This is a genomic window from Zestomonas insulae, from assembly GCF_016901015.1.
In the GTDB taxonomy this organism is placed as follows: domain Bacteria; phylum Pseudomonadota; class Gammaproteobacteria; order Pseudomonadales; family Pseudomonadaceae; genus Aquipseudomonas; species Aquipseudomonas insulae.
In genome coordinates this window covers 93660-119275 of the sequence record NZ_JAFEUP010000006.1, presented here as the reverse complement: position 1 = coordinate 119275, position 25616 = coordinate 93660, and the positions used below count along the sequence as shown (strand labels likewise).

The window sequence follows — 25616 nt, the reverse complement described above, 5'->3', positions numbered from 1 at the left end:
CCTATGGCCCTCGATGCTTGGCTCCCAGTTGGGCACACATTACCGGATGGTGCGAAGACGCGTATCGCGGTATCCCGGGGGGCAAACTGGCAAATTTTAGAGACCCAAGGAGATGGGCGAGCGCTGGTTGCGCATGACGAACTCGCCCATCGTTGGATAGACGCTGGATTGATTGAGGCAGGTCTCTTCAGCTCATTCGACTTTGGGAACCATCGCCTTTGGGCGATTTCTTGTGGATCAAGCCAGATTCTTTGCTCTGTCACCGAAGGGGGCTCTCCTGATACGAAGGTCGAGGCTCTGTCGTTTGCATTGGCTCTGAAGGCAACGCGTGACATCGATCCGGAGTCGCCATTGCAAGACGCCTTGTACGTCGAAAAGATCAGCCGTCTTCTACCAACCTACAGCATCAGTTCCAGAACTGACGATGATGCTGTCCTCGGTTACTGGCTTACTGGTGGTGCCAGCGTCTCTGCGAAATCATTTCGTAGACTTCACCAGACGATGAGTTGGCTCGGCGCAGGCCACCTCAAGGAGGTGATCCAAGCCGCAGGATTTGAAGTCGCGGAGGTAATTCTGGCTGACAGGGCTCTCGTTTCGTCTTCGCGGCCAAACACTGAACCAGCAGAGCATGCGGACGGAAAGGACTCAAAGGCTAATAAGGAGCCTGCGGCCACAGTCTTTGAATTAGCTGGGCGTCCTGACCTCGCTGCTTTCTTTAATGAACACATTGTCGACATCGTCCAGAACCGTGACCGCTACAAGGCCTTGGGTATCGACTTTCCATCTGCCGTGGTTTTGCATGGGCCACCTGGGTGCGGCAAAACCTTTGCGGTTGATCAACTGATCGACTTTCTTGGTTGGCCGAGCTTCCAGATCGATGCTTCGAGCGTCGCGAGTCCCTACATCCATGAAACCAGTAAGAAGGTGGCGGAAGTTTTCGATAAAGCAATCCAGAACGCACCGTCTGTCCTCGTGATCGATGAGATGGAGGCATTTCTTGCTGATCGCGAGATGGGGGCCGGACACCATCGTATCGAGGAGGTCGCAGAGTTTTTGCGCCGCATTCCGGAGGCTGCAAAGAACGAAGTGCTTATTGTCGGGATGACAAACCGGATCGATATCATTGATCCGGCCATTTTGCGTAGAGGGCGCTTCGATCACATTGTCAAAGTTGATTTTGCTAGCGAGGTCGAAGTTCTGTCGTTGCTAGAGAAGCTCCTATTGACCTTGCCGAAGGAAGAAGGCGTCGATCCGAGTTTTTTTGTTAGGGAGCTGGCGGGAAGACCCTTGTCAGATGTGGCGTTTGTTGTACGAGAGGGAGCAAGGCTTGCGGCGCGCTCTGGGAAGGACAAGCTAGACCAAGGTAGTCTCGTGCTCGCGATGCATGCGTCACCCGCCAGGGAGCGTGAAGGCAGCTCGCGCCGTCGGATAGGCTTTATTTGAGAGAAGTTCGTGGCATCTGAAAACGATCATAAAAAGCAAGAAGAGGGCAAGGGCTTTGCAGGCCTCTCGTCGATGGTTTCGGATGTTGAGGCTGAAGTCGCCAACTCCCTGAAACGGGCGAATTCCGTGCCTTCACCCGCTTCTCAGGGATCAACGCGAACAGGCGACCAGATTCTTGAGGGGCAGCCCCAACCGAAGCCGCAGACCCATCGACCAGCCGCTCAATCGTCGGGTAGCCCATCAATTGGCATTTGGCTGTTTGGGGTTGCCGCGGTCATTGGCGTCATCTGGTTTGCGTGGTTTGCGGCCCAATCGGGCAATCATAAGTCCTCTGGCCCGGCGTATTCTCCTGGATCATCCTCGACGTCTGTGGCCCCTGCTCCGGCCAGGAAACCGAGGACCGAGCAGCCTCAAGTGCCGAGTCGGCCAACAGAGGACAAACCTTCTGTCGGTCGTAACAATGTGCTTGCGACTGCCCAGATCCGCTACTGTTTGGCTGAAAAAATTCGACTGGACGCTGCGAAATCCGTGATCAACAACTACGTCGGCTCCGACGTTGATCTGTTCAATGCCCATGTCAACGACTACAACAGCCGCTGTGGTGAGTTCCGCTACCGACAAAACACACTCGAAAGTGCGCGAAGAGACATTGAACCATATCGTAGTCAGTTGCAGGCTGAGGGTCGTAGCAGGTTCGTTAGCAGCCCGTCTGCAGCAACGAGATCAAAGGCACCTTCGCAAGTTCGCCCCACGCCAGATGCGACGGTTCAAGCCATTCAGCACCGGTTGAATGAGTTTGGCTATAACGCGGGGAGCGCAGATGGTTTTTTTGGAAGCAGCACGCGTTCGGCAATATTAGCTTTTCAAAATGATACCGGGCTCCCTTCCGACGGAGTTGCGAGCAGCGCTTTGCTTGCGCGATTAAATGCCACTACACGGAGACCTATTCCTTCGCCTGATCGCGAATCAATGCGAGGAGCGAATGGGGGGCAGACTGTTATCAGTCAGCCGCGAGTCACTTATTCAAATGAAGCAAGCATAGACAAGGACAATTACAAAAAGTGTATTGATGGGCGGTATCCGTCACTGTGTGACCATACATTACTGACTCAGTCAGAAGCAGCTCGTGTTGACGCTGCGGAGCGTAAAGCGAACTTCGGCAAATGCATTGATGGGCGGTATCCGTCGCTGTGTGACCATACATTACTGACTCAGTCAGAAGCAGCTCGTGTTGACGCTGCGGAGCGTAAAGCGAACTTCGGCAAATGCATTGATGGGCGGTATCCGTCACTGTGTGACCATACATTACTGACTCAGTCAGAAGCAGCTCGTGTTGACGCTGCGGAGCGTAAAGCGAACTTCGACAAATGCATTGATGGGCGGTATCCGTCACTGTGTGACCATACATTACTGACTCAGTCAGAAGCAGCTCGTGTTGACGCTGCGGAGCGTAAAGCGAACTTCGACAAATGTATTGACGGGCGGTATCCGTCGCTATGCGATCATGCCATGTTGACCTCTCAAGAGGCGGTGTTGGTGCGCGATGCCGAGAGACGCGCGGGGCGCGGTTATTAGGCCGCTGAAGTCTTGAAGAGTGGATAAGATAAATGGAACGTCAGCGAAGTCCCCAGAGATCACATTTTCAGCAAAATCCATTTGCGTTGCTCGGCGCTACCACTAGGGATGACCGAAGGCGCATCGTTGAACTAGCAGAGGAGAAGTCGCTGGAGCTCGATCATGACGCATGCCAAAAGGCGCGATCTGAGCTAACCAGCCCCAGAACGAGGTTAAGCGCTGAAATGGCCTGGCTGCCGGGCGTCTCACCGAAGAAGGCCATGCAATTTGTCTCTGCGCTGCATTCTGACCCGATGTCAATTCGCGAGGAGTCAGGCCTGCCAACACTCGCGCACCTGAATCTGCTCGCTGCGGCTTTTGAGGCAGTGGATGGCAACGATTCGGCAGACGATGTCGCCGAGTTTATCCAGGAAATGGCGCACTTGGTTGATGACCTATCGGCGGAACAAGTGCTACGCGACGTCAACGAAGATCGCTCGGTATCGGGTTTTCCTGAAGTTAAGGGTATTGATCTAGTCGAGTCTGAGTTGTCGGAGCGGAAGCGCTACTACCGCAATGCCATCAAAGATGCCTTGAATAGACTTCCGGCCGCATCACTTGTTGAAGCTATGACCTTGGCAGTTGACGGCATTACCTGCGGCGGACAGGATCATGCGCCAGAACTGATAGACGATCTCGTGGATAGCTACGCAGTCGAAACGCAGGGATTTCTCCACAAAGAGGCAGAGAATGCCCAGAAGCTCATCAAAGCTGCTAGAGACTCAGCGGAGTCAGGCGAGAGCATCGTAAAATCGATTGTGGACAAGCTCGAGGCGGTTGCTCGCAATTGGGATAAGGTCGCACAACCTATCCAGTTGAGTGCTAAAGCGAGGGGGATAGATCACGAACCTAGCCACGAGATTGCGTACTCCATTCGCAGTCTTGCGATTGATCTGTTTAACGAGCACGACATGCTTATCCAGTCGCAGAGACTCACTGGGCTGATACAAGAGCTATTTGCCGAATTGCCAGAAGTTTCTGAGCGTGTCGAGCAGGATGCAGAGGCGCTCGCAGATATCTTTGAGAACCGAAAGAAGACTGAAGCGCAGAAAAATGAGTGGGCTCGCGAGATCACGTATCAGGCTGAAGTTGGCTTGATGTTCAAAGACACTTTAAGTATCTCGCCGGATGGGCTTGCCTGGAACAATCAACGCTTTCCGCTCGACACCGTTACGCGCGTGCGCTGGGGCGCTGTCCGTCGCTCTATAAACGGCATTCCAACCGGCACGACTTATACCCTTGCGTTCGGGGATAATCGCTCAGAAGCAGTTATTGAGCTAAAGAAGGAGTCAACATATTCCACCTTCCTTGAAAAGCTGTGGCGAGCAGTCGTCATTCGATTGCTGACGGAGTTACTTGAGACCTTACAGGCCGGAAACGAAGTCCGCTTCGGCGAGGCAACGCTTAGAGACGATGGAATCACGTTGATCAAGCATAAATTTCTGGGAGCAAACGAGCCGGTTCGTTGCTCTTGGGGGCAGGTGCATGTATGGACTGCAGATGGCGCGTTTTTCATCGGAGCCAAGGATGACAAAAAGACCTATGTTGGCTTTTCGTACATCCACGCGGCGAATACCCATGTCCTGGAGCAGGCGATTCGTATGGCTTTTAAAAAACCAGGTATGCGAAGGCTAAGCGACGTGCTTCAGTGAGGGCCTTTTCCGAGTAAACCTAGAGTAACTCCTGCTCCACAAATTCACGACGGCGCTTATCCTGCTCCCGCAAACGCAGCGTGAGGTCTCGCATTAGAGGCCTCAGCCCACCCTTCCAGGCGTTACGTGATGCCACGGCTATCCCTTCTCTACTTCGCGGCCCGGTACTTTTTTCCCACGGTCTCCATCTCCGAATCAACGCTGCCTGTCGCGCCTTTCGCCCTGGTGTCCAGCCGTTGCTCATGCCCAACCTCCAATAGTTCGTTTTGCGCTCTTTTGGTTTTCCGCGCGCACGCGGGCTGCTTCTGAGTACCGTTATTGACCTGAATCTGGTTGCCGACATTCGCTTGCTTCACAAAGGCTATTTGCTTCGGAGTCTTGAGATCCGCGAGGGTCTGCAAGGTGGCCCGGCTCTGGTTCTGCGCCTTAAGCGCCAGCCGCAAAAATCTATCCATATTCTCCAAGTGTTTTTGTTCCATAGCCCTACAGGCCAGGGTGGCAAAAAGCCCATCTAAGGCATGTGCCTGGGCCAATAGCATGCTCTCTGCACGAGTCATGTCGCCGCTACTGACAGCAGTGGTCTGTCGAGTCAGTTCCTGCGCAACTTCAGTGACGGGTGTGTCGCCAAAATTTTTGCATTTAACCAGTACGATCGCGCTCAGACACTCAGGGGTCAGCCCTATGCGGGCCAATTCCTGTGACTGCGTTTCATCGCTGCGCTGGGATATTTTTAGTGATTCGCTCATTGCGTCGACTCCATCGATGCAGGGGACCGCTCCGGTAGGGCAACCTTCTCTTGCGCGTCCTCCCTTGCGCTGATCGCGCCGATGGTGTTCGGCGCTGCGCCGTTCAGGTTTGGCGCACCGGCGCAAGCATCCCCATGCGCTGCGCCGATGTGCTGGGGGGTTATAGGGGGGTGGCGCGGCGCACTTTCGGACCAGGAGGTCAGCGCGTTTTCAACCTGTTCGCTGGTCACTTCTCTCAGCTCGACTAGCTCCAGGCGCTCGCGCGTTTTGCGCTGGGGAGTCTTGTATTCGACGCGCCGAATGCGCCTGTTGCGGATCAGCGCGGTAATGGCGCGTGCGGCGCGCTGCCCTCCCACCTTACCCCGGAAGGCCTGCCCGTACTCTGGCAGCGACTCCAGCGCCTTCATGGCTGAATGGGCACCAGGGGCGGTACTAGAAGGCACGCTGATACCTGCATCATGGGCAGCCTTCATTGCCCGGATGAGCTCGGCTTGGTCAAAGTCTTCGGCGGTCAGCCCCTCACCCTGGACACCAACTTCGGGCAAGGGCACGCCATCCACGAACGTAACGGGCACAGGCTCGGCGCGTGCGCTCAGATTGGCCTTCTCGTGCGCCAACAGAATCCGTCCATTTTCCTCCAGCAGCGCCAGGCGCGAACGGGCGCTGTTGTGCCAAGCGGTGCTCCCGCTGTAACTATTACCACTGGCGTTGCCCCTGGCGGCGGCTTTGTCGATATGCGCCAGTAGCACCACGGCGGCATCGTGCTTGCGTGCGATATCGACCAAGCCGCGAACAAAAGCGCGTACCGTGCGGCGGCTGTTTTCGTTGGCATCGAAGGCGTCGGAAGCGTTGTCGATAACAATCAGCCCAGCTCCTCCGACATGGTCCGACATCTCGCGGAAAGCTGGAGTGAAGATCGGCTCCGCGTTGAAGCCATCGCCCTCGGTCATCAAGGCGGCAAAGGTTTGGGTTCCGTCTAGCAGGCGCAGACCTGCCAGCACCTGCGCAGCCGGCAGCCGGTATGCTTCAATAATCCGACGAAGGCGAAGCCGCACAATGCTCGCCTCATCCTCCAGGCTCACGAACAGGACGGGCGATTGCTCGACTTCAAGGCCGGCGAACGGCAGGCCGCACGCAACATGCGCTCCGATGGCAAGAGCCAGGCTCGATTTGCCGATCCCGCCATGCCCACCGAATAGAGTTACATGCCGGCGCGGCATCCACGGATTTACAGCATGGCGCGCAGGCTGAAGATTCGTGCTCATTACGTCGCCTAGAGCCACTTCGACCAACATCGGATGACACGGTTCTGGCTGGCTACTCAGCCGTGCTAGCTGGCCCTCTATCTGATCGGTTCGCTCTTTAGCCAGAGCAAGCCGAGCAGCGCTTTGGTCGCTCAGGGTGCCGACCTTAGCTTCCCCCTTCGCGGCCTCGACAATCAGCCGCTCGAAGCGGAGTTCAGCTTCCAACTTGGCGCGCCGGTACTGCTGACGCTGCTCTTGGCTCAGGTTCTCCGGGAACAGGTCGCGCATCTCCAGGCCGACAGCGGCCATAACGTCGCGGAGTTCGCAGCCGGCGTAGCAGTGAACCAGGGCGCGACCATCATCGCCTCGTGAGAGGCTCAGGGATGGGGACTTGTCCTGATGCGCTGGACATTTAGCCACGTACCGCTCGCCGTGCCGCTTCGCGCCTTCCAGACGCGATAGCAGCAGGTCAAGCGGGCCGCCTTGGTAGTGGGCCATCACCGCCACGCCTCCAAGGTAATCAAGCCGACTACAGCGGCCAGCGCCAGGAACTCGCATGCCAGCGAATGACGATAAAGCCAGACAGCGACTTTCAGAAGGCAAGCCGGGGCCGGCCCGACCAGGGGGGAAATAGTCGGCATGAAATCATTCCTCACTGGCAGAACGGGAGGGCCGACTCAGGCGGTCCAGCACCTTGCGCGCCTTGTCCTGCTCGCTGGCCGGCAAGCTATAGCGGGTGACAAGGCAAGGCTGCCCCCAGCGGTTCGGGACGCGCTCAGACTGGCGCCCGAAGGTCAGTCCGTGACGATTAGCCAGTATGGCAATGGTGCTATTCAGGCAGTGGTCGCCTAAGCCTTCGGCCTCGAAGCGGTTGGTGCTCGCGCCGGTCAGTAGGTGCGCCAGAATGCGGGCGATCTTGGTCGCAGCTTCGGTACTAGAATTGCCGTGCGCGCGGCTGCTTTCGTCTTTCGAGATGGGGTGGCCGTTTTTCATTTCACGACCTCCCCCATCTGCTCAGCAATCCACACCTCAATTTCCCCCGAATCCCAGCCGACCGCACGGGCGCCAGCAATACGGCGGGACTTCGGAAAGCGACCCTCCTTCATCAAGTCATAGATTTTGGTTCGCCCTAGCCCGGTCGCTGCTTTCACGGTAGGCAGACGCAGAATGCGGCGGGTAGGTTGTGCTGTTGCGAGCATCGTCATGGTTCCTTACGGCTTGCCGCGTCAGGCGGCGGACGATGTGCAATCTATGCGGGAAAACTGTCACAACGCGCTGTGACAGTTTTGCTTTTTCAGGCGGACTCCTTCCGCTTGTTATGCCTAGAGACGTCATGCTTGCAAAGCGCCCTTTGTACGGTCCTGCAACCCTTACCCGAAAGGGACATCAGCCTTTGGATCAGTTCTTTTTTTGCTGAACTGTTGGCGTAACCCATTCTGCGCGCAGCCTCAGCTATCTCGGCACAGGACCACTTTTGGCCGTCCGAGCTACTCCTATCGCCCCTTGGCTGCTTGCCGAGCTGGCTGTGATGCTCCGAAACAACGATGTCTTTAAATTCAATGAGAGCCAGCAAAGCCAGCCTCTGCGTGAGATGCTTCTCAGGATTTCGCGAGTAGTCTTCGACTCTCCGCCATGCCAAGTCGTAACGTTCCCGATAAGGCAAAAGAAGGTCCTCGAATCGAGCCAGGCCCCAACGCATCGGCTGGCGACTGTAATCTGCCAAGAAGGCAAACAATGCTTCTCTAGCAGCATTGAGATCCTCCTCAAGAAAAGGAGGAAGTTCCGGTAGCGCCGCCAGCTTCTGGCGCGCCGGCCTCGCCATTTCCATACGAATTCGCTTAGCCATTGTGCAATCCTTTGCTCACGCTCGTTTGAAGTCGCCCTGGATGACGTTCGCCGCTGACGGCGTGGTGATGAACAAAGCCCAGTCGGCCATCAGGGCGCGACGCTTTTCAAAAAAGTCCGACCGGGAATAGGCGGCCTCAGTCTGGCCGCGCTCATCATGGGCTAGCGCTAGCTCGCACACTTCACGCGAGTAATGGGTTCGCTCATTTGCCCAGTCACGGAAGCTCGACCGGAAGCCATGCCGGGTTACGTCGCCATGTCCCAGGCCATGCAACAAATTACGAATGGCGTTGGCGTGCATAACCCCAGTTTTGCCCTGGCCAGGGAATAGGTATGGGCTGCCCTCGATGCGGGGCAACCCTTGCAGCAGCTCCACGACTTCGGGCGCTAGGGGAATATCGAAGGCTTGGCGCATCTTCATTCGCTCAGCCGGCAGCGACCAGATGCCAGCCACTAGGTCAAACTCATCCCACGCCGCAAACCTGACCATCTGCGCACGGGCGCCGGCAAGGATCAGCAGCCGGGCAGCCACAGCAGTGCGAGACTCATGCACGGCAAGCGTCGTCATCAGCCCCGGCACGTCTTGCCAGCTCATTGCCGAGAAGTGTTGGCGCTTGCGGGCCTTCTTCTTTTCGGCCTTGCTTAGCAGGTTTTCCAAATGGCCACGCCAGCGAGCCGGATTGTCGCCGTCGCGCAGCCTGCGCGCCTTGGCTGCGTCTAGCACCTGCTCGATTTGCCCACGCACTTCGTCAGCGGTACGGGTCTTCGCCGCCCAGATCGGCTGCAACACGCGCAGAACGCGCTCTGTGTCGATTTCACTGACCGCCAACTTGCCGATAACCGGGAAAACATACAGCTCCAGCTTGCGAAGCCAGCCAGTACGCCACTTTTCCGACCAGCTCCCTCCATGAGCGCCCCGGTACTCGGTCGCCATCACTTCGAAAGTGATTCGCTTCGATTCCTTGATGCGCTGCGCCTCACGCTGGCGCTCGCGCTCGGCGTCACGGGCGACCATAGGATCTACACCAGTCGCCAGCAGCGCGCGTTGAGCGGCGACTGCCAGGCGGACGGCCTTTAGACCCATCTCGGGATAGCCGCCCATACCCATCTCTCGGCGCCTGCCGGCGAGTTGGAAGCGGAACACCCACGATTTGCGCCCGGTGGTCTTCACGACAAGACGCAACCCGTCGCCGTCCTCGTACGTGCCTGGCTCCGTTAGATTCTCGACTTGCTTGGGATTGAGCTTGCCCACGACTGCCTCCGCGATGGGGGAACATAAACAGTTCCCCCACTTATCCCCCCATTTTCTCGCGGAAATGGGCAGGGTTTAGCGAACAACTGCGGACGGATATTAGGCTGAAAGCCTCACACAATCTAGGACCTCCGGAAAAAACCGAAAACCTACGAACAAATAAAACGCCGGCCACAAGCCGGCTTTTTTATTGCCCGCGAAAAACTCGCCGACTAGCCGTTGCCACGCCCCATCAGCACCGCCTGGCTGGCCGCCGCCTGTTCGCGGAGGAAGCTCCAGGTGGTCTTCATCCGCGCGATGTCCTTCAGCTCGATCGGCATCAGCATCCAGAACGTGCGGGTGAAGGCGATCTCCTCGCCGAGTACGCACTGCAGGCGCGGGTCGGCGTCGGCGGCGAAGGCCGGCAGGATGGCGATCCCCGCGCCGGCCGCGGTGGCCTGCTGCTGGGCGAGGATGCTGGTGCTGCGCAGGGCGATGTGACGCGGCTTGCCGATCTCGTCGAGGTAGAACAGCTCCTTGCTGTACAGCAGATCGTCGATGTAGCTGACGAAACTGTGCCCGCGCAGGTCGTCCTTGCTCTGGATCGCCGGCTGGCGCTGCAGGTAGTCCGGCGCGGCGTACAGCTTGAGCACGTAGTCGCTGAGCTTGGTGATGATGTACGGCCCGCGCTCCGGGCGCTCCAGGGTGACCACGATGTCCGCCTCGCGGCGCGACAGCTGCACGGTGCGCGGCACGGCGAGCAGGTCGATGCCCAGGTTGGGGTGCTTACGGGTCAGCGCGGCCAGCTGTGGGGCGAGCATCAGCGAGCCGTAGCCTTCAGTGGCGCCGATCCGCACGTGCCCGGACAGGCTGCCGTGCGAGTCCTCGCTGGCGCGGTCGATGGCGGTGTAGGCGCTCTCCATCGCCTCGACCTGCGGCAGCAGGTTGCGCCCCGCCTCGGTCAGGCTGTAGCCGCTGCTGCCGCGCAGGAACAGCGGCGTGCCGAGGCTCTTCTCCAGCGCCTGCAGGCGCCGCGACACCGTAGTGTGATCGACCGCCAGCTGGCGCGCCGCGGTGGTCAGCTTGCGCGTGCGGGCCAGGGCGAGGAAATAGCGCAGGTTGTCCCAATCCATGGCGGTACTCGGCATTTCTGTGCAAAAACGCAGAATAGCAGTGCACGAAAGCCAATTGATACCAGCAAAAATGCACTGCTAGGATCATTGCATGCCGTCCCTGCCTTTTCCTCTGCATCTGCCGCCCCGGCTGGAGTAACCACCACCATGCAAACCAAGCCCGCAATTCCGACCGTCAAACTGCTGATCGATGGCCAACTGGTCGAGTCGCAAACCACCGAGTGGCGCGACGTGGTCAACCCGGCGACCCAGGAAGTGCTCGCCCGCGTCCCCTTCGCCACCCAGGCGGAGCTGAACGCCGCGGTGGCCAGCGCCAATACCGCATTCAAGACCTGGCGCAAGACGCCGATCGGTGCGCGCGCCCGCATCTTCCTCAAGTACCAGCAACTGATCCGCGAGAACATGAAGGAGCTGGCGGCGATCCTCACCGCCGAGCAGGGCAAGACCCTGGCCGATGCCGAGGGTGACGTGTTCCGCGGCCTGGAAGTGGTCGAGCACGCCGCCGGGATCGGCAACCTGCAGCTCGGCGAGCTGGCCAACAACGTCGCCGGCGGCGTCGACACCTACACCCTGCAGCAGCCGCTCGGTGTGTGCGCCGGCATCACCCCATTCAACTTCCCGGCGATGATCCCGCTGTGGATGTTCCCGATGGCCATCGCCACCGGCAACACCTTCGTCCTCAAGCCGTCCGAGCAGGACCCGATGGTGACCATGCGCCTCGCCGAACTGGCCCTCGAGGCCGGCGTGCCGGCCGGGGTGCTCAACGTGGTGCACGGCGGTGCCGACGCGGTGAACCTGATCTGCGATCACCCGGACATCAAGGCGGTGTCCTTCGTCGGTTCGACCAAGGTCGGCACCCACGTCTACAACCGCGCCAGCCAGGCCGGCAAGCGCGTGCAGTGCATGATGGGCGCGAAGAACCACGCGATCATCCTGCCCGACGCGCACAAGCAGCAGACCCTCAACAACCTGCTCGGCGCGGCCTTCGGCGCTGCTGGCCAGCGCTGCATGGCACTGTCGGTGGCGGTGCTGGTCGGCGAAGCGCAGAACTGGCTGCCGGACCTGGTCGCGAAGGCCCAGACCCTCAAGGTCAACGCCGGCGTCGAGCCGGGCACCGATGTCGGTCCGCTGGTTTCCTGTGCGGCCCTCGACCGGGTCAGCAGCCTGATCGAACGCGGCGTCGCCGAAGGCGCCAGCCTCGACCTGGATGGCCGCAACCCGAGCGTCGCCGATTACGCGCAGGGCAACTTCGTCGGCCCGACCATCTTCTCCGGCGTCACCCCGGAGATGAGCATCTACAAGGAAGAAATCTTCGGCCCGGTGCTCTGCGTGGTGCACGCGGCGACCCTCGACGACGCCATCAAGCTGATCAACGCCAACCCGAACGGCAACGGCACGGCGATCTTCACCCGTTCCGGCGCCGCCGCACGGCACTTCCAGGAAGAGATCGACGTCGGCCAGGTCGGCATCAACGTGCCGATCCCGGTGCCGGTGCCGATGTTCTCCTTCACCGGCTCGCGTGCCTCCAAGCTCGGCGACCTGGGCCCGTACGGCAAGCAGGTGGTGCAGTTCTACACCCAGACCAAGACCGTCACCGAACGCTGGTTCGACGAAGACGATGTCGGTGGCGCGGTGAACACCACCATCACCCTCAAGTAAGCCGTCTACCCCCTCGCCCTCACCCTCTCCCGCAGCCGGGAGAGGGTTGACCCTGAGCCGACCGGAGCGCTCTGCATGTCCTACGAAACCCTGCTGCTGGAGATCCGCGAGCGTGTCGCGCTGATCACCCTCAACCGGCCCAAGGCGCTCAACGCGCTGAACAGCCAGCTGATCGCCGAACTCAACCAGGCACTGGATCGCCTGGAGGCCGATCCGGCGATCGGCTGCATCGTCCTCACCGGTTCGCCGAAGGCCTTCGCCGCCGGCGCCGACATCAAGGAAATGGCCGAGCTGAGTTTTCCGCAGATCTACCTGGACGACTTCTTCGCCGCCGCCGACCGCATCGCCAACCGGCGCAAGCCGATCATCGCCGCGGTGGCCGGCTACGCGCTGGGCGGCGGTTGCGAGCTGGCGCTGATGTGCGACTTCATCTACGCCGCCGACAACGCGCGCTTCGGCCTGCCGGAGATCACCCTCGGCGTGCTGCCGGCGATCGGCGGCACCCAGCGCCTGACCCACGCACTGGGCAAGGCCAAGGCCATGGAGCTGTGCCTCACCGGCCGCCAGTTGACCGCCGAGGAAGCCGAGCGCGCCGGCCTGGTGGCGCGCGTGTTCGCTGCAGAGCAGTTGCTCGAAGAGACCCTCAAGGTCGCTGAAGGCATCGCCGCAAAATCGCTGACCGCCACCATGATGATCAAGGAAAGCGTCAACCGCGCCTTCGAGGGCAGCCTCAGTGAAGGCCTGCGCTTCGAGCGGCGGATCTTCCACGCGGTGTTCGCCACCGCCGACCAGAAGGAAGGCATGGCGGCCTTCGTCGAGAAGCGCCCGCCGCAGTTCACGCATCGCTGAGGAACGCCTCTCTCCCCCGGCGGGAGAGGCAGCACCGCCAATGCCTTCACGCGCGGCCATCTAACAAGAAGCAAAGGACTCTCCCCATGCATATCGGTTTTCTCGGTCTCGGCAACATGGGCGCGCCCATGGCCCGTAACCTGCTCAAGGCCGGTCATAGCCTGACCGTCTTCGACCTCTCCGCTAGCGCTGTCGCCGGCTTGGTGGAAGCCGGCGCCCAAGCCGCCGACTCTCCGGCGCTGCTTGCTTCGGCGGATGTCGAAGTGATCATCACCATGCTGCCGGCCGCCGCCCATGTGAAAGGCGTGTACCTCGGCGAGGACGGCCTGCTCGCCCATGTGCGCGCCGGCGTGCGCCTGATCGACTCGTCGACCATCGACCCGCACAGCGCCCGCGAAGTGGCCAAGGCCGCCGCCGCGCACGGCAACCCGATGCTCGATGCGCCTGTGTCCGGCGGCACCGGCGGCGCGGCGGCCGGCACCCTGACCTTCATGGTCGGCGGCGAGGCGGCCGACTTCGCCTACGCCCAGCCGATTCTCGCCGCGATGGGCAAGAACATCGTGCATTGCGGCGGCGCCGGCAACGGCCAAGTGGCCAAGGTCGCCAACAACATGCTGCTGGGCATCTCGATGATCGGCGTCGCCGAGGCCATGGCCCTCGGCGTAGCGCTGGGCATGGACGCCAGTGTGCTGGCCGGGGTGATCAACACCTCCAGCGGCCGCTGCTGGAGCTCGGACACCTACAACCCGTTCCCCGGGGTGATGGACAACGTGCCGGCGGCGCGCGGCTACAGTGGCGGCTTCGGCGCCGACCTGATGCTCAAGGACCTCGGCCTGGCCACCGAGGCGGCCCGCCAGGCGAAGCAGCCGGTGCTGCTCGGCGCCGCCGCGCAGCAGCTGTACCAGAGCTTCAGCCAGCAAGGGCACGGCGCGCTGGACTTCTCGGCGATCATCAACCTGTACCGTGCGGAGCACGAGTGATGAACGAAGTCCTCAGCGCGGTGCGCAACCGCATCGGCCACCTGACCCTGAACCGCCCGAGCGGCCTCAACGCCCTCAACCTGCCGATGATCCGCAGCCTGTGGCAGCAGCTGCAGGCCTGGCAGGACGACCCGCAGATTCTCGCCGTGGTGCTGCGCGGCAGCGGCGAAAAGGCCTTCTGCGCCGGCGGCGACATCCGCTCGCTGTACGACAGCTACCGCGCCGGCGACGACCTGCACCAGGTGTTCTTCGAGGAGGAATACGCCCTCGACGAATACCTCTACCACTACCCGAAACCGCTCCTCGCGCTGATGGACGGCTTCGTTCTCGGCGGCGGCATGGGCCTGGTGCAGGGCGCCGCGCTGCGGGTGGTCAGCGAGCGGGTGAAGATGGGCATGCCGGAAACCGGCATCGGCTACTTCCCCGACGTCGGCGGCAGCTACTTCCTGTCGCGCCTGGACGGCGAGCTGGGCATCTACCTGGGCCTCACCGGCGCCCATGTGCGCGCCGCCGATGCGCTGTACACGCGCCTCGCCGACTGGTGCCTGCCGGCCAGCCAGTTCGCTGAACTGGACCGTTGCCTGGACCAGATGGAGTGGACCGGTCACCCGCAGGAAGCGTTGCGCAGCCTGCTCGCCACGCTGGCCAGCAACAAGCTCGCCGGTGCCGAACTGCGCGCGCTGCGCCCGGCCATCGACGAGCACTTCTGCCACGCCGACCTGACGGCGATCCGCGCCTCGCTGGCCAGCGAGCAGCGTGGCGAATACCGTGACTGGGCCGAGGAAACCCTCAAGCTGCTCGACAGCCGTTCGCCGCTGGCGCTGGCCGTGACCCTCGAACAGCTGCGCCGCGGGCGCAGCCTGAGCCTGGCAGAATGCTTCGAACTGGAGCTGCACCTCGACCGCCAATGGTTCGCCAAGGGCGACATCATGGAAGGCGTGCGCGCGCTGATCGTCGACAAGGACAAGACGCCGCGCTGGAATCCGCCGAGCCTGGCGGAACTGCACCCGGCGCGGGTGCAGGATTTCTTCGCCGGCTTCAAGCCCGGCAAACCGGCCAAGCGCCCCGCGCGCCTGGCCGCCGAACACTGAGAGAACCGTCCGATGCATGACCTCGAACTGAGCGAAGAACAACGCATGATCCGCGACCTGGCGCGCGACTTCGCCCGTCGCGAGATCGCCCCGAAGGCCCAGGCCATGGAGAAGGCCGGCTGGATCGACGACGCGCTGGTGGCGCAGATGGGCGAGCTGGGCCTGCTCGGCATGGTGGTGCCCGAGCAATGGGGCGGCTCGTACATCGACTTCGTCGCCTACGCCCTGGCAGTGGAGGAAATCTCTGCCGGCGACGGCGCCACCGGCGCGCTGATGAGCATCCACAACTCGGTCGGTTGCGCGCCGCTGCTGCGCTACGGCAACCCGGCGCAACAGCAGGAATGGCTACCGGCGCTGGCCAGCGGCCAGGCGATCGGTTGCTTCTGCCTGACCGAGCCGCAGGCCGGCTCGGAGGCGCACAACCTGCGCACCCGCGCCGAGCTGGTGGACGGCCAGTGGGTGCTCAACGGCGCCAAGCAGTTCGTCAGCAACGGCAAGCGCGCCAAGCTGGCGATCGTCTTCGCGGTGAGCGACCCGGAACTCGGCAAGAAAGGCCTGTCGGCGTTCCTGGTGCCGACCGACACGCCCGGCTTCGTGGTCGACCGCAGCGAGCACAAGATGGGCATCAAGGCCTCCGACACCTGCGCGGTGACCCTGAGCAACTGCCGCATTCCCGAAGCCAACCTGCTCGGCGAGCGCGGCAAGGGCCTGGCCATCGCCCTGTCGAATCTCGAAGGCGGGCGCATCGGCATCGCCGCCCAGGCGCTCGGCATCGCCCGCGCGGCGTTCGAGGCGGCGCTGGTCTACGCCCGCGAGCGCATCCAGTTCGGCAAGCCGATCATCGAACACCAGAGCGTCGCCAACCTGCTCGCCGACATGCACACCCAGCTCAATGCCACGCGTCTGCTGGTGCTGCACGCCGCGCGGCTGAAGAGCGCCGGCCAGGCGTGCCTGTCGGAGGCCTCGCAGGCCAAGCTGTTCGCCTCGGAGATGGCCGAGAAGGTCTGCTCCAGCGCCGTGCAGATCCACGGTGGCTACGGTTACCTGGAGGACTACCCGGTGGAGAAGTACTACCGCGACGCGCGCATCACGCAGATCTACGAAGGCACCAGCGAAGTGCAACGCCTGCTGATCGCCCGCGAACTGGCCCACTACGGCCTGTGAGACCGCCGCCGGTCTGACAGCGGGCGGCGTGCTGAACGGGGTTCTGCACGAAAAGTCGCCGAGCGAAGGTCAGGCAAGGCAAAAACAGGCGAGGACGCGGAGTTTACGAGTTGTAAATGAGCAGTCCGAGCCTGTTTTTAACGCAGCCTCACCGAGCGCAGGCAGTTTTGGTGCAGAACCTAGCGCAGGTGCTGCGGCGGGATGGCATAGGTGCCGACGACGTGCGCCACCGGCTCGTCGTTGCCCGCCGAGTACAGCGACACCTCGCCGATCGCCAGGCTCTTGCCGACCTTCATCAGCTGGCACTCGCCGCGCAGGCGCTGGCCGGCCGCCGGGCGGCGCAGGAAGTTGATGGTCAGGTTGGTGGTCACCGCCAGCGGCACGATGCCGATCTCACCCAGTACCGCGACATACAGCGCGACATCCGCCAGCGCCATCATGGTCGGCCCGGACACCGTACCGCCGGGGCGCAGGTCGCTGTCGTCGACGTCCAGCGACACCGTGGCGGCGCGCTGCCCCACCGAGTCGATGACCACCCGGGTCTGCGGGAACTCGGTGCGGATGAATTGCGCGAGCGTTTCTTTGTCTACCACGTGGAAACTCCTGAAAGACCGCGGCCGGCAACGGCCCGAGCGCTGAGGGTACCTGCCAAGGCGACCCGCAACAATTTGCAAATAAGCCCCTGCGCAGCGGCGCGCGCGGCTTCTTACTATCTATCCCGGCCGCGCGCCGCGCGTTCCTGTTCCCGTTTGAGGTAGCCCCGCATGTTCACCCCCGCCCCGTTCCTCGCTCCGCTGCGCATCGCCGGCCTCGCCGTGCTGCTGACCCTGGCCGGCTGCGACGCCGCTGAAAACGCCGCGCAGAAGCTCGCCGACGAGGCCAAGCAGCAGGTCGAGCAGGCGGCCCGCGAGGTCATCAACGACACCACCAAGCAGCTCAACGAGAAGATCGACCAGGCGCAGAAGTCCACCGAGGACTGGCTCGACCAGGCGCCGCCGGCCGAACGGGACAAGGCCGAAGGTGACGGCGAGGCGCCGGCGCCGAAGCGCCAGCCCGAGCGCGACAGCGCCGATCAGCACAGCGCCTAAGCCCCTGTTGCGGCAGGATGGCGGAGATCGCCAGCAGCGCTGCGCTTCCCCACCACCGCCCCCCCACCAGCCCGTCATACCGGCGCAGGCCGGTATCCAGCTGCCCGCTACGAGTGGCCTGCCCGCCTTCTGGGCCCCCGCCTGCGCGGGGGCGACGGAGGTGGAGGTCTCGAGCCAAGCAAGGCAACGCAGTGACCGAGCGATCGGCCAGCAGCCCCAGTGTTCCACATAGGTCCTTCAGCAGACCCTCACCCGTATCAACCCTGGGCGGCGCGCTTCAGGCAGCGCTGGTAGCGTTCGTCGACCCGCTCGGCGAACCAGGCAGTGGTCAGCTGGCGGGTGATCTTCGGGCTTTCCAGACGGATGCCCGGCAGCACCGCGCGTGGCAACGGCTTGGCCTGCAGCGCGTCAGCCAAAGCGAAGACCCGCGCATACACCTCAGTGTCGGCGAACTCGGCCAGCTCGCCCTGTTTCAGCTCGCGGCGGATGGCCGCCTCGCTCATCTCCAGGCGCGGGCGTAACGCGCGCACCGCCAGCTCGGTCTGCCCCGGCGCACTGGAGCCGGGGCGCACCAGGTCGCCGTCCAGCGCCAGGGGAATCCCCGAGGCGCGACTCACCGCCTGCTGGAACGCCGCGTTGCGGCTGGCGTACCAGCCGGCGTTGAAGTCGGCGAAGCGGTAGCGCATCTGCGGGTAGTCCGCCGGGTAGCCGAGCAGGTGGGCGATGCCGAAGTACAGGCCGCCACGCCGACTGAACACCTCGTGACGAATCGAGCCGTCGACCGGATAGGGATAGTCGCGCGCATGGGCCTCGGCGAAGGCGATGCTGACCTGCATCGGCCCGCCGGTGTGCACCGGGTTGAGGCCGCCGAACAGCTGGCGGCCGAGCGGCACCATGCCGATGAAGTCCTCGAACAGCAGGCTCAGCTGGCGCTCGCTGCGCACGCTGGCCAGGCGCGCCTTGTAACTCTTGCCGTTCGGCGAGGTGATGCCCAGCGCGGCATCGACCAGAAAGCCCGGCACATGCAGGGCGGCGGCACGGCGGTTGATTTCCTGGCGGGCGATGCGCGGCAGCCCGGCCACCGGCGGGTCGGCCTGGAAGGTCGACTCCTGCTCGGTCACCGCCAGCACCGCGCAGAGATTGGCATCCGTGGTGGCGATGCGCTGCGCGGCGAATGCCGCGTAGATGTCGGTGGCCCAGCCCTGGCGATCGGCGGTGCTGGCCGGCAGCAGGCGCACCAGCTGCGCGCGCACCGCATCCGGGTGGCGTTCCGCCGGCGCCTGGCTGCGCGGCGAGGCACAGCCGGCGAGGGCCAGCAGCAGCGCCAGGCCGAGCCAGGTGGGCATACGGGCAGACAGCACGGCGGGGGCAAACGGGATCATCGGCGGCACTCGGCGCAACGGGGATGCTCTATTGACCAGCAAAGCCGCCGCAAACGCCAGCCCGCGCACAGCAAAACGCCCCGCCCCGCACCAGCGGGACGGGGCGTCGGCGCGGGGCTCAGGCGCTCAGGTAGTCGTCGGTGGAGATCACCTTGGCGTAGCCGAACGCCAGTGCGGCCATGAACGCCGCGTGGACCTGCGCGGCCGGCACCTCGACGCCGTCGAACTCCAGGTCGCGCGAGGCGCAGGCGTCGTGGATCACCGTGGTCGGGTAGCCGAAGTCCACCGCCGCGCGGGTGATGCCGTCGACGCACATGTGGCTCATGTTGCCGACCACCACCAGCTCGCCGATGCTGTGGCGGTCGAGGATCGCCTTCAGCTCGGTGTCGCGGAACGAGTTGATGTAGTGCTTGAGCACCACCGGCTCGTTGCCCTGGTTGAGCACCTTGGCGTGCAACTGCGCGCCGGGCGTGCCGGGGGCGAAGAACGGTGCATCGGGACGGGTGAATTCGTGGCGGATGTGCACCACCAGACGGCCCGCGGCGCGGAATGCCCGGATCAGCCGGGCGGCGTTGTCGGCGGCAGCTTCGACGCCGACCAGCGGCCATTTGCCGGCCGGGAAGTAGTCGTTCTGGATATCAACTACGATAAGCGCTTGCTGAGTCATGGCGGTGTCCTCGGGGTGGGTTGGATGTGGCTTCAGTATTGGCCGCCCGCCGCCACCTGAGGATGATCGGGAACGACAATAGCGGCGGGTAAAATGACAACGCGCACGCCCAATCCAATCGTCGAGATCGGCCTGCTGGTCTACCCCGGCGCGCAGACCTCCGCCGTCGGCGGCCTGGTCGACCTGTTCGAGGTGGCCAACCGCATCGCCGGCGAACAAGCCTCCAGCCAGTTGCCGGTGCTGCGCGTCAGCCAGTGGCGGTTCAACCCGGACAGCCAGCGCGCCGAACGCAGCACCGACAGTCACGCCGAGGCCGACAGCCGGCTGGTCGCCGTGCTGGTGCCGCCGTCGCTGGCCGGCCTGCCCAGCAGCGCCGAGCTGCAGCCGCTGGCCGGCTGGATTCGCGAGCAGCACGCCGCCGGCGCGACGGTCGGCGCGGTGTGCCTGGGAGCGTTCTTCCTCGCCGAAACCGGGCTGCTCGACGGGCGCACGGTGACCACCCACTGGACCCACGCCAAGGCGCTCGCCGAGCGCTACCCGCGGCTCAAGGTGGAGGCCGACAAACCGATCGTCGACGACGGCGACGTGATCACCACCGCCGGCCTGATGGCCTGGGCCGAACTCGGCCTGCGCCTGGTCGACCGGCTGATGGGGCCGAGCATCGCCACCCACACCGCGCGTTTCCTGATGGTCGAGCACAGCGACAGCGCGCAGGCCTGCGGCAGCAACTTCGCGCCGATCCTCAGCCACGGCGATGCCGCGGTGCTGCGCGTGCAGCACTGGCTGCAGGCCGGCGGCGCGGTGGACGTCTCGCTGGCGGCGATGGCCGAGCGCGCCGGCCTCGAGGAGCGTACCTTCCTGCGCCGCTTCCGCAGCGCCACCGGACTGAAGCCCACCGAGTACTGCCAGCACGTGCGGGTCGGCCGTGCCCGCGAGCTGCTCGAATTCACCAACGGCACGGTCGACCACATCGCCTGGACCGTCGGTTACCAGGACCCCGGCGCCTTCCGCAGCACCTTCAAGAAGATCACCGGCCTGTCACCCAGCGACTACCGCCGGCGCTTCGGCGTCAGCGCCCCCGCCCAACCGGCCTGAACGCCTCGCGCGCGGGCTTTAGTGCGCCGCGCGGGGCTGTCATTTTCGCCCGCGTTATCGTCGATCCGTCCCATCCCCGCCGCTCCGCCGCCGCCGAATACTGAGCCCACGCCAGCCACCGACCTCCCGGACGGTAGCGACGGCCACATGCGTCTCGACCGACCTCACCTTGCGGAGCACTCACCATGACCCACCTGACTCGCACCTTCGCCGCCGGCCTGCTCGGCGCCTCGCTCAACCTCGCCGTCGCCGCCCCGGGCGTCGAGCACCAGACCCAAGCCTTCCTCGATGTGCTCAACGCCGGCAGCGGCAAACCGCTCGAGCAACTGCCGCCGGCCGACGCCCGCGCCGTGCTGGTCGGCGCCCAGGCCGGGGTCAAGCTGCCGCCCGCCGAGGTCAGCCAGACCAGCATCGAGGTCGACGGCCAGCCGCTCAAGCTCACCGTGGTGCGCCCGGTCGGCGCCAGCGGCACGCTGCCAGCGTTCATGTTCTTCCACGGTGGCGGCTGGGTGCTCGGCGACTACCCGACCCACGAGCGGCTGATCCGCGATCTGGTGATCGGCTCCGGCGCCGCCGCGGTGTACGTCGACTACAGCCGCTCGCCCGAGGCGCGCTACCCGGTGGCGGTCAACCAGGCCTACGCGGCGACCCAATGGGTGGCCAGCCACGGTCAGCAGATCGGTGTCGACGGCAGCCGCCTGGCGGTGGCCGGCAACAGCGCCGGCGGCAACCTGGCCGCGGTGGTAGCGCTGATGGCCAAGGACAAGGGCACGCCGAAGCTGGCCTTCCAGCTGCTGCTATGGCCGGTCACCGACGCCAACCTGGAGACCGGCTCCTACCAACAGTTCGCCGACAAGCACTTCCTGACCCGCAACATGATGCGCTGGTTCTGGGACAGCTATATCCCCGACGCCAGCCAGCGCCGCCAGCCCTATGCCGCGCCGCTGCAGGCGAGCACCGCGCAGCTGGCCGGGCTGCCGCCGGCGCTGATCCAGACCGCCGAGTTCGATGTGCTGCGGGACGAAGGCGAGGCCTACGCGCGCAAGCTGGATGCCGCCGGGGTGACGGTCACCGCGGTACGCTACAACGGCATGATCCACGACTACGGCCTGCTCAACCCGCTGAGCACGATCCCCGCAGTGCGCTCGGCGCTGCAACAGGCCGCCGCGGAGCTGCAGCGTCACCTGCATTGACCCGCTGGAGTGGCGCCCGCCCGGGCGCCGCTAGAACGCCCCGCCCATCCGTTCGCTGATCGCCCGCGCCGCCGCCTGCAACTGGCGCGCGGCCGGGCCCTGCGGCTCGGCGGCGAAGCCGCTCGCCGCACCGACCACCGTCAGCACCCCGACCAGTTGCCCACCGATGCCGAACAGCGGCGCCGACAGCGCATTGACCCCAGGCAGCAGCAAGCCATGCACATCCAGCACGCCGTCGCGCTGCAGCTGCGCGGCCTGCGCCTGCAGCTGTTCAACCGACGGCGCACCCGGCGCCTGCTGTTCCACGGCGCGCAGCGCGGCGGTCTCGGCCGCACCGAGGCAGGCCTGGAACACCAGCCCGGTGGACGAGCCGAGCAGCGGCAGCACCGAGCCGACCTGGGTCACCAGGGTCACCGCGCGGCGCGGCTGCTCGACATGCACCACGGTCGGCCCATGGTTGGCCCACACGGCGAGGAAACAGGTCTCGTTGAGCGCGTCGCGCAGCGCCGCCAGCTGCGGCACGGCGACCCGCACCACGTCCAACCGACCAATGGCGGCCAGTCCGACATACAGCGCCTGCGGGCCGAGGCCATAGTGATTGGTCGAGGCATCCTGCTCGGCAAAGCCGCTGGCCAGCAACGCCTGCAGGTAGCGGTGGACCTTGGCCGCCGGCATGCCGACATGCTCGGCCAGGCGCGCCAGCGAGGTGCTCGGCGCCAGCGCGGCGAGGCCCTTGAGGATCTCCGTGCCGACCTCGGCGGATTGCACTTTCTGGCGGCGCGGCGCGGCGGAATCGGGAGTGTCGGTGCTCATGGCCATTGGTCTGCGAAGTCGGACGAGGCGGCTGTTATAGCTTGACGCGCCGCCAGCCTCAAATTACGTTTTGCGTAACCGTATTACAAATAAAAGAGCGATCACCATGGCCACTGCCCCGCTCGCCTACCAGTCCGGCTTCGCCAACCAGTTCAGCAGCGAGGCGCTGCCCGGCGCCCTGCCGCTCGGGCAGAACTCGCCACAGCAGGCGCCCTATGGCCTGTATGCCGAGCAGCTGTCCGGTACCGCGTTCACCGTGGCGCGCAGCGAGGCGCGGCGCAGCTGGCTGTACCGCATCCACCCGTCCGCCGCGCACGGCAAGTTCCAGCGTTTGGCGCGCCAGCTGGCCGGCGGCGGGCTCGGCCCGGTCGAGCCGAACCGCTTGCGCTGGAACCCGCCGGCGCTGCCGGCCATGCCCACCGATTTCCTCGACGGCCTGCACCTGATGGCGGCCACCGCCGCTGCCGACCAGGTCAGCGGCGTCAGCGTCTACCAGTACACCGCCACCGCCTCGATGCAGCGGGTGTTCTACAACGCCGACGGCGAGCTGCTGCTGGTCCCCGAGGCCGGCCGCCTGCGCCTGCACACCGAGCTCGGCGTGCTGGAGGTCGAGCCGCTGGAGATCGCCGTGCTGCCGCGCGGCATGAAGTTCCGCGTCGAGCTGTGCGAGCCGAGCGCGCGCGGCTACGTCGCCGAGAACCACGGCTGCGCGCTGCGCCTGCCCGACCTCGGGCCGATCGGCAGCAACGGCCTGGCCAACCCGCGCGACTTCCTGGTGCCGGTGGCGCACTACGAGGACCTCGAACAGCCCACCGAACTGGTGCAGAAATTCCTCGGCGAACTGTGGGGCACCCGCCTCGCCCACTCGCCGCTCGACGTGGTCGCCTGGCACGGTAACCACGTGCCCTACAAATACGACCTGCGCCACTTCAACACCCTCGGCACGGTCAGCTACGACCACCCCGACCCGTCGATCTTCACCGTGCTCACCGCGCCGAGCACGGTGCCTGGGCAGGCCAACATCGACTTCGTGATCTTCCCGCCGCGCTGGATGGTGGCCGAGCGCACCTTCCGCCCGCCGTGGTTCCACCGCAACGTGATGAACGAGTTCATGGGCCTGATCCACGGCGTGTACGACGCCAAGGCCGACGGCTTCGCCCCCGGCGGCTGCTCGCTGCACAACTGCATGAGCGCCCATGGCCCGGACAACGCCACCACCCGCCAGGCCATCGCCGCCGAGCTGACCCCGCACAAGCTCGAGCAGACGATGGCCTTCATGTTCGAAACCGGCGCCGTGCTGCGCCCCAGCCACTACGCGCTGACCTGCCCGCAGCTGCAGGCCGACTACGACGCGTGCTGGGCCGGCATGGCCAAGACCTTCACAGGTGAGAGACAAGCATGAGCCAGGACATCCACCGCCGCAGCTGGGTCGCCTCGGCCAACGGCCACCCGGACTTCCCCCTGCACAACCTGCCGCTGGGCATCTTCAGCCCGCCTGGCGCCTCGCCGCGCGGTGGCGTGGCGATCGGCGAGGCGATCTTCGACCTCAAGGCCGCCTGCGCCGCCGGGCTGTTCAGCGGCGCCGCCGCCGACGCCGCGCAGGCCGCCAGCGGCGACAGCCTCAACGCGCTGTTCGCCCTCGGCGCCGGGCCGCGTCGCGCGCTGCGCGAGCAGTTGCAAGAACTGCTCGGCGAAGGCGCCAGCGCGCAGCCGCGCCTCGAAGCCATGGGCCAGGCACTGCTGCCGTCGCTGGCCAGTTGCACCTTGCACCTGCCGGCGCGGGTCGGCGACTACACCGACTTCTACGTCGGCATCCACCACGCCAACAACGTCGGCAAGCTGTTCCGCCCGGACAACCCGCTGCTGCCCAACTACAAGCACGTGCCGATCGGCTACCACGGCCGCGCCTCGACGGTGGTCGCCTCCGGCACCGCGGTGCGCCGGCCCAACGGCCAGACCCTGCCGCCGGGCGCCGAGGCGCCGAGTTTCGGGCCGAGCAAGCGCCTCGACTACGAGCTCGAGCTGGGCGTGTGGATCGGCCCGGGCAACACCATGGGCGAACCGATCGGCATTGCCCAGGCCAGCGAGCACATCGCCGGCTTCTGCCTGCTCAACGACTGGTCGGCGCGCGACGTGCAGGCCTGGGAGTACCAGCCGCTCGGCCCGTTCCTGGCGAAGAACTTCGCCACCAGCGTGTCGCCCTGGGTGGTCAGCGCCGAGGCCCTGGCGCCGTTCCGCACCGCGCAACCGGCGCGCCCGGCCGGCGACCCGCAGCCGCTGGCCTACCTGTTCGACGAGCAGGACCAGGCTGCTGGCGCCCTGGACATCGAGCTGGAAGTGCTGCTGCAGAGCGCGACCATGCGCGCCCTGCACCTGCCACCGCTGCGCATCGGCCTGAGCAACACGCTGAACATGTACTGGACGGTGGCGCAGCTGGTCGCCCATCACAGCGTCGGCGGCTGCAAGCTGCAGGCCGGCGATCTTTTCGGCACCGGCACGCTGTCCGGCGAACACGCGGAAGCCTACGGCAGCCTGCTCGAGCTGACCGGCGGCGGCAAACAGCCGATCCCACTACCGAGCGGTGAGCAGCGCAGCTTCCTGGAAGACGGCGACGAGCTGATCCTCCGCGCGCGCTGCCAGCGCGACGGTCTGTCGATCGGATTCGGCGAGTGTCGCGGACTGATCCTGCCGGCACCCAGCGCCGGTTGAAGGCCACAAAGAAAAGAC

Annotated in this window: 24 protein-coding genes; 13 read left to right on the top strand and 11 right to left on the bottom strand. The window is 64.4% G+C overall.

Annotated elements, in window-relative coordinates:
* Nucleotides 1-3 precede the first annotated feature (3 nt).
* The 3 genes from JQX08_RS19125 (at nt 4) to JQX08_RS19115 (ending at nt 4709) form a co-directional block, all read left to right on the top strand.
* The gene (locus JQX08_RS19125) at nt 4-1443 is read left to right on the top strand and encodes an ATP-binding protein (RefSeq protein ID WP_205350011.1); all 1440 of its coding nucleotides are present in this window, start codon (nt 4-6) and stop codon (nt 1441-1443) included.
* A 9-nt stretch (nt 1444-1452) separates the two neighbouring features.
* Nucleotides 1453-3018 (top strand): peptidoglycan-binding protein, encoded by a 1566-nt coding sequence (locus tag JQX08_RS19120; protein WP_205350010.1) that lies wholly within the window; start codon nt 1453-1455, stop codon nt 3016-3018.
* A 224-nt stretch (nt 3019-3242) separates the two neighbouring features.
* The gene (locus JQX08_RS19115) at nt 3243-4709 is read left to right on the top strand and encodes a hypothetical protein (protein WP_239482266.1); all 1467 of its coding nucleotides are present in this window, start codon (nt 3243-3245) and stop codon (nt 4707-4709) included.
* 149 nt (nt 4710-4858) lie between these two features.
* Here JQX08_RS19115 and JQX08_RS22265 read toward each other — a convergent pair whose 3' ends face one another.
* The 7 genes from JQX08_RS22265 to JQX08_RS19080 all read right to left on the bottom strand — a co-directional run bounded on the left by JQX08_RS22265 (nt 4859) and on the right by JQX08_RS19080 (nt 10908).
* Complete coding sequence (locus JQX08_RS22265; protein WP_239482265.1) at nt 4859-5455, bottom strand: hypothetical protein; 597 nt, start codon at nt 5453-5455, stop codon at nt 4859-4861.
* Nucleotides 5452-7197 carry an AAA family ATPase gene (locus JQX08_RS19105; protein ID WP_205350009.1) on the bottom strand — a complete coding sequence of 582 codons (1746 nt, stop codon included), beginning with the start codon at nt 7195-7197 and terminating at the stop codon, nt 5452-5454. The genes JQX08_RS22265 and JQX08_RS19105 overlap by 4 nt, the downstream gene beginning before the upstream one ends.
* Nucleotides 7198-7344: 147 nt before the next feature.
* On the bottom strand, nt 7345-7692 hold the full coding sequence (locus tag JQX08_RS19100) for a hypothetical protein (protein ID WP_205350008.1): 348 nt from the start codon (nt 7690-7692) through the stop codon (nt 7345-7347).
* Nucleotides 7689-7898, bottom strand: coding sequence for an AlpA family phage regulatory protein (locus JQX08_RS19095; RefSeq protein WP_205350007.1), 210 nt, complete (start codon nt 7896-7898; stop codon nt 7689-7691). The genes JQX08_RS19100 and JQX08_RS19095 overlap by 4 nt, the downstream gene beginning before the upstream one ends.
* Before the next feature lie 95 nt (nt 7899-7993).
* Nucleotides 7994-8545, bottom strand: a complete 552-nt coding sequence (locus JQX08_RS19090; protein WP_205350006.1) for a hypothetical protein — start codon at nt 8543-8545, stop codon at nt 7994-7996.
* A 15-nt stretch (nt 8546-8560) separates the two neighbouring features.
* The gene (locus JQX08_RS19085; RefSeq protein WP_205350005.1) at nt 8561-9796 is read right to left on the bottom strand and encodes a phage integrase central domain-containing protein; all 1236 of its coding nucleotides are present in this window, start codon (nt 9794-9796) and stop codon (nt 8561-8563) included.
* 212 nt (nt 9797-10008) lie between these two features.
* Nucleotides 10009-10908, bottom strand: a complete 900-nt coding sequence (locus tag JQX08_RS19080) for a LysR family transcriptional regulator (RefSeq protein ID WP_205350004.1) — start codon at nt 10906-10908, stop codon at nt 10009-10011.
* A gap of 147 nt (nt 10909-11055) precedes the next feature.
* On the opposite strand from JQX08_RS19080, the gene JQX08_RS19075 reads away from it, so the two are divergent.
* The 5 genes from JQX08_RS19075 to JQX08_RS19055 all read left to right on the top strand — a co-directional run bounded on the left by JQX08_RS19075 (nt 11056) and on the right by JQX08_RS19055 (nt 16651).
* Nucleotides 11056-12567, top strand: a complete 1512-nt coding sequence (locus JQX08_RS19075) for a CoA-acylating methylmalonate-semialdehyde dehydrogenase (RefSeq protein ID WP_205350003.1) — start codon at nt 11056-11058, stop codon at nt 12565-12567.
* A 75-nt stretch (nt 12568-12642) separates the two neighbouring features.
* Entirely contained in the window at nt 12643-13416 is a 774-nt protein-coding gene (locus JQX08_RS19070) for an enoyl-CoA hydratase (RefSeq protein WP_205350002.1), read from the top strand.
* An 86-nt stretch (nt 13417-13502) separates the two neighbouring features.
* Nucleotides 13503-14396, top strand: a complete 894-nt coding sequence (mmsB, locus tag JQX08_RS19065) for a 3-hydroxyisobutyrate dehydrogenase (protein ID WP_205350001.1) — start codon at nt 13503-13505, stop codon at nt 14394-14396.
* Nucleotides 14396-15487, top strand: coding sequence for an enoyl-CoA hydratase/isomerase family protein (locus tag JQX08_RS19060; protein ID WP_205350000.1), 1092 nt, complete (start codon nt 14396-14398; stop codon nt 15485-15487). The genes mmsB and JQX08_RS19060 overlap by 1 nt, the downstream gene beginning before the upstream one ends.
* 12 nt (nt 15488-15499) lie before the next feature.
* Complete coding sequence (locus JQX08_RS19055) at nt 15500-16651, top strand: acyl-CoA dehydrogenase family protein (RefSeq protein WP_205349999.1); 1152 nt, start codon at nt 15500-15502, stop codon at nt 16649-16651.
* A gap of 179 nt (nt 16652-16830) precedes the next feature.
* On the opposite strand, the gene JQX08_RS19050 is transcribed toward JQX08_RS19055, so the two are convergent.
* Nucleotides 16831-17244 (bottom strand): hotdog domain-containing protein, encoded by a 414-nt coding sequence (locus JQX08_RS19050; protein ID WP_205349998.1) that lies wholly within the window; start codon nt 17242-17244, stop codon nt 16831-16833.
* Between the two features lie 171 nt (nt 17245-17415).
* On the opposite strand from JQX08_RS19050, the gene JQX08_RS19045 reads away from it, so the two are divergent.
* Nucleotides 17416-17739 (top strand): hypothetical protein, encoded by a 324-nt coding sequence (locus JQX08_RS19045; RefSeq protein WP_205349997.1) that lies wholly within the window; start codon nt 17416-17418, stop codon nt 17737-17739.
* 257 nt (nt 17740-17996) lie between these two features.
* Here JQX08_RS19045 and JQX08_RS19040 read toward each other — a convergent pair whose 3' ends face one another.
* Both JQX08_RS19040 and JQX08_RS19035 read right to left on the bottom strand, forming a co-directional pair.
* Nucleotides 17997-19121 carry a DUF1615 domain-containing protein gene (locus JQX08_RS19040; RefSeq protein ID WP_430472552.1) on the bottom strand — a complete coding sequence of 375 codons (1125 nt, stop codon included), beginning with the start codon at nt 19119-19121 and terminating at the stop codon, nt 17997-17999.
* Nucleotides 19122-19239: 118 nt separating this feature from the next.
* Nucleotides 19240-19788, bottom strand: coding sequence for a cysteine hydrolase family protein (locus JQX08_RS19035; protein WP_205349996.1), 549 nt, complete (start codon nt 19786-19788; stop codon nt 19240-19242).
* A gap of 93 nt (nt 19789-19881) precedes the next feature.
* Between JQX08_RS19035 and JQX08_RS19030 the strand changes: the two genes are divergently transcribed.
* Together JQX08_RS19030 and JQX08_RS19025 are read left to right on the top strand one after the other, a co-directional pair.
* The gene (locus JQX08_RS19030) at nt 19882-20883 is read left to right on the top strand and encodes a GlxA family transcriptional regulator (RefSeq protein ID WP_205349995.1); all 1002 of its coding nucleotides are present in this window, start codon (nt 19882-19884) and stop codon (nt 20881-20883) included.
* A gap of 185 nt (nt 20884-21068) precedes the next feature.
* On the top strand, nt 21069-22076 hold the full coding sequence (locus tag JQX08_RS19025; RefSeq protein WP_205349994.1) for an alpha/beta hydrolase: 1008 nt from the start codon (nt 21069-21071) through the stop codon (nt 22074-22076).
* 30 nt (nt 22077-22106) lie between these two features.
* Here the strand turns inward: JQX08_RS19025 and JQX08_RS19020 are convergent, their stop codons facing one another.
* The gene (locus tag JQX08_RS19020) at nt 22107-22889 is read right to left on the bottom strand and encodes an IclR family transcriptional regulator (RefSeq protein WP_205349993.1); all 783 of its coding nucleotides are present in this window, start codon (nt 22887-22889) and stop codon (nt 22107-22109) included.
* 106 nt (nt 22890-22995) lie between these two features.
* Between JQX08_RS19020 and hmgA the strand changes: the two genes are divergently transcribed.
* On the top strand, nt 22996-24291 hold the full coding sequence (gene hmgA / locus JQX08_RS19015) for a homogentisate 1,2-dioxygenase (protein ID WP_205349992.1): 1296 nt from the start codon (nt 22996-22998) through the stop codon (nt 24289-24291).
* Nucleotides 24288-25598 carry a fumarylacetoacetase gene (gene fahA, locus JQX08_RS19010; protein WP_205349991.1) on the top strand — a complete coding sequence of 437 codons (1311 nt, stop codon included), beginning with the start codon at nt 24288-24290 and terminating at the stop codon, nt 25596-25598. Before hmgA ends, fahA begins: the two co-directional genes overlap by 4 nt.
* Nucleotides 25599-25616 lie beyond the last annotated feature (18 nt).

Excerpts from the sequence above, each read along its gene's own strand:
- fahA (WP_205349991.1), top strand. The coding sequence starts at position 24,288 with ATGAGCCAGGACATCCACCGCCGCAGCTGGGTCGCCTCGGCCAACGGC.
- JQX08_RS19105 (WP_205350009.1), bottom strand. The coding sequence starts at position 7,197 with ATGGCCCACTACCAAGGCGGCCCGCTTGACCTGCTGCTATCGCGTCTG.
- JQX08_RS19020 (WP_205349993.1), bottom strand. The coding sequence starts at position 22,889 with ATGAGCACCGACACTCCCGATTCCGCCGCGCCGCGCCGCCAGAAAGTG.
- JQX08_RS19095 (WP_205350007.1), bottom strand. The coding sequence starts at position 7,898 with ATGCTCGCAACAGCACAACCTACCCGCCGCATTCTGCGTCTGCCTACC.
- JQX08_RS19075 (WP_205350003.1), top strand. The coding sequence starts at position 11,056 with ATGCAAACCAAGCCCGCAATTCCGACCGTCAAACTGCTGATCGATGGC.
- JQX08_RS19100 (WP_205350008.1), bottom strand. The coding sequence starts at position 7,692 with ATGAAAAACGGCCACCCCATCTCGAAAGACGAAAGCAGCCGCGCGCAC.
- JQX08_RS19060 (WP_205350000.1), top strand. The coding sequence starts at position 14,396 with ATGAACGAAGTCCTCAGCGCGGTGCGCAACCGCATCGGCCACCTGACC.
- JQX08_RS19055 (WP_205349999.1), top strand. The coding sequence starts at position 15,500 with ATGCATGACCTCGAACTGAGCGAAGAACAACGCATGATCCGCGACCTG.
- JQX08_RS19045 (WP_205349997.1), top strand. The coding sequence starts at position 17,416 with ATGTTCACCCCCGCCCCGTTCCTCGCTCCGCTGCGCATCGCCGGCCTC.
- JQX08_RS19035 (WP_205349996.1), bottom strand. The coding sequence starts at position 19,788 with ATGACTCAGCAAGCGCTTATCGTAGTTGATATCCAGAACGACTACTTC.
- JQX08_RS22265 (WP_239482265.1), bottom strand. The coding sequence starts at position 5,455 with ATGAGCGAATCACTAAAAATATCCCAGCGCAGCGATGAAACGCAGTCA.
- JQX08_RS19115 (WP_239482266.1), top strand. The coding sequence starts at position 3,243 with ATGGCCTGGCTGCCGGGCGTCTCACCGAAGAAGGCCATGCAATTTGTC.
- JQX08_RS19030 (WP_205349995.1), top strand. The coding sequence starts at position 19,882 with ATGACAACGCGCACGCCCAATCCAATCGTCGAGATCGGCCTGCTGGTC.
- JQX08_RS19040 (WP_430472552.1), bottom strand. The coding sequence starts at position 19,121 with ATGATCCCGTTTGCCCCCGCCGTGCTGTCTGCCCGTATGCCCACCTGG.
- JQX08_RS19125 (WP_205350011.1), top strand. The coding sequence starts at position 4 with ATGGCCCTCGATGCTTGGCTCCCAGTTGGGCACACATTACCGGATGGT.
- JQX08_RS19070 (WP_205350002.1), top strand. The coding sequence starts at position 12,643 with ATGTCCTACGAAACCCTGCTGCTGGAGATCCGCGAGCGTGTCGCGCTG.
- JQX08_RS19080 (WP_205350004.1), bottom strand. The coding sequence starts at position 10,908 with ATGGATTGGGACAACCTGCGCTATTTCCTCGCCCTGGCCCGCACGCGC.
- JQX08_RS19025 (WP_205349994.1), top strand. The coding sequence starts at position 21,069 with ATGACCCACCTGACTCGCACCTTCGCCGCCGGCCTGCTCGGCGCCTCG.
- JQX08_RS19090 (WP_205350006.1), bottom strand. The coding sequence starts at position 8,545 with ATGGCTAAGCGAATTCGTATGGAAATGGCGAGGCCGGCGCGCCAGAAG.
- hmgA (WP_205349992.1), top strand. The coding sequence starts at position 22,996 with ATGGCCACTGCCCCGCTCGCCTACCAGTCCGGCTTCGCCAACCAGTTC.
- mmsB (WP_205350001.1), top strand. The coding sequence starts at position 13,503 with ATGCATATCGGTTTTCTCGGTCTCGGCAACATGGGCGCGCCCATGGCC.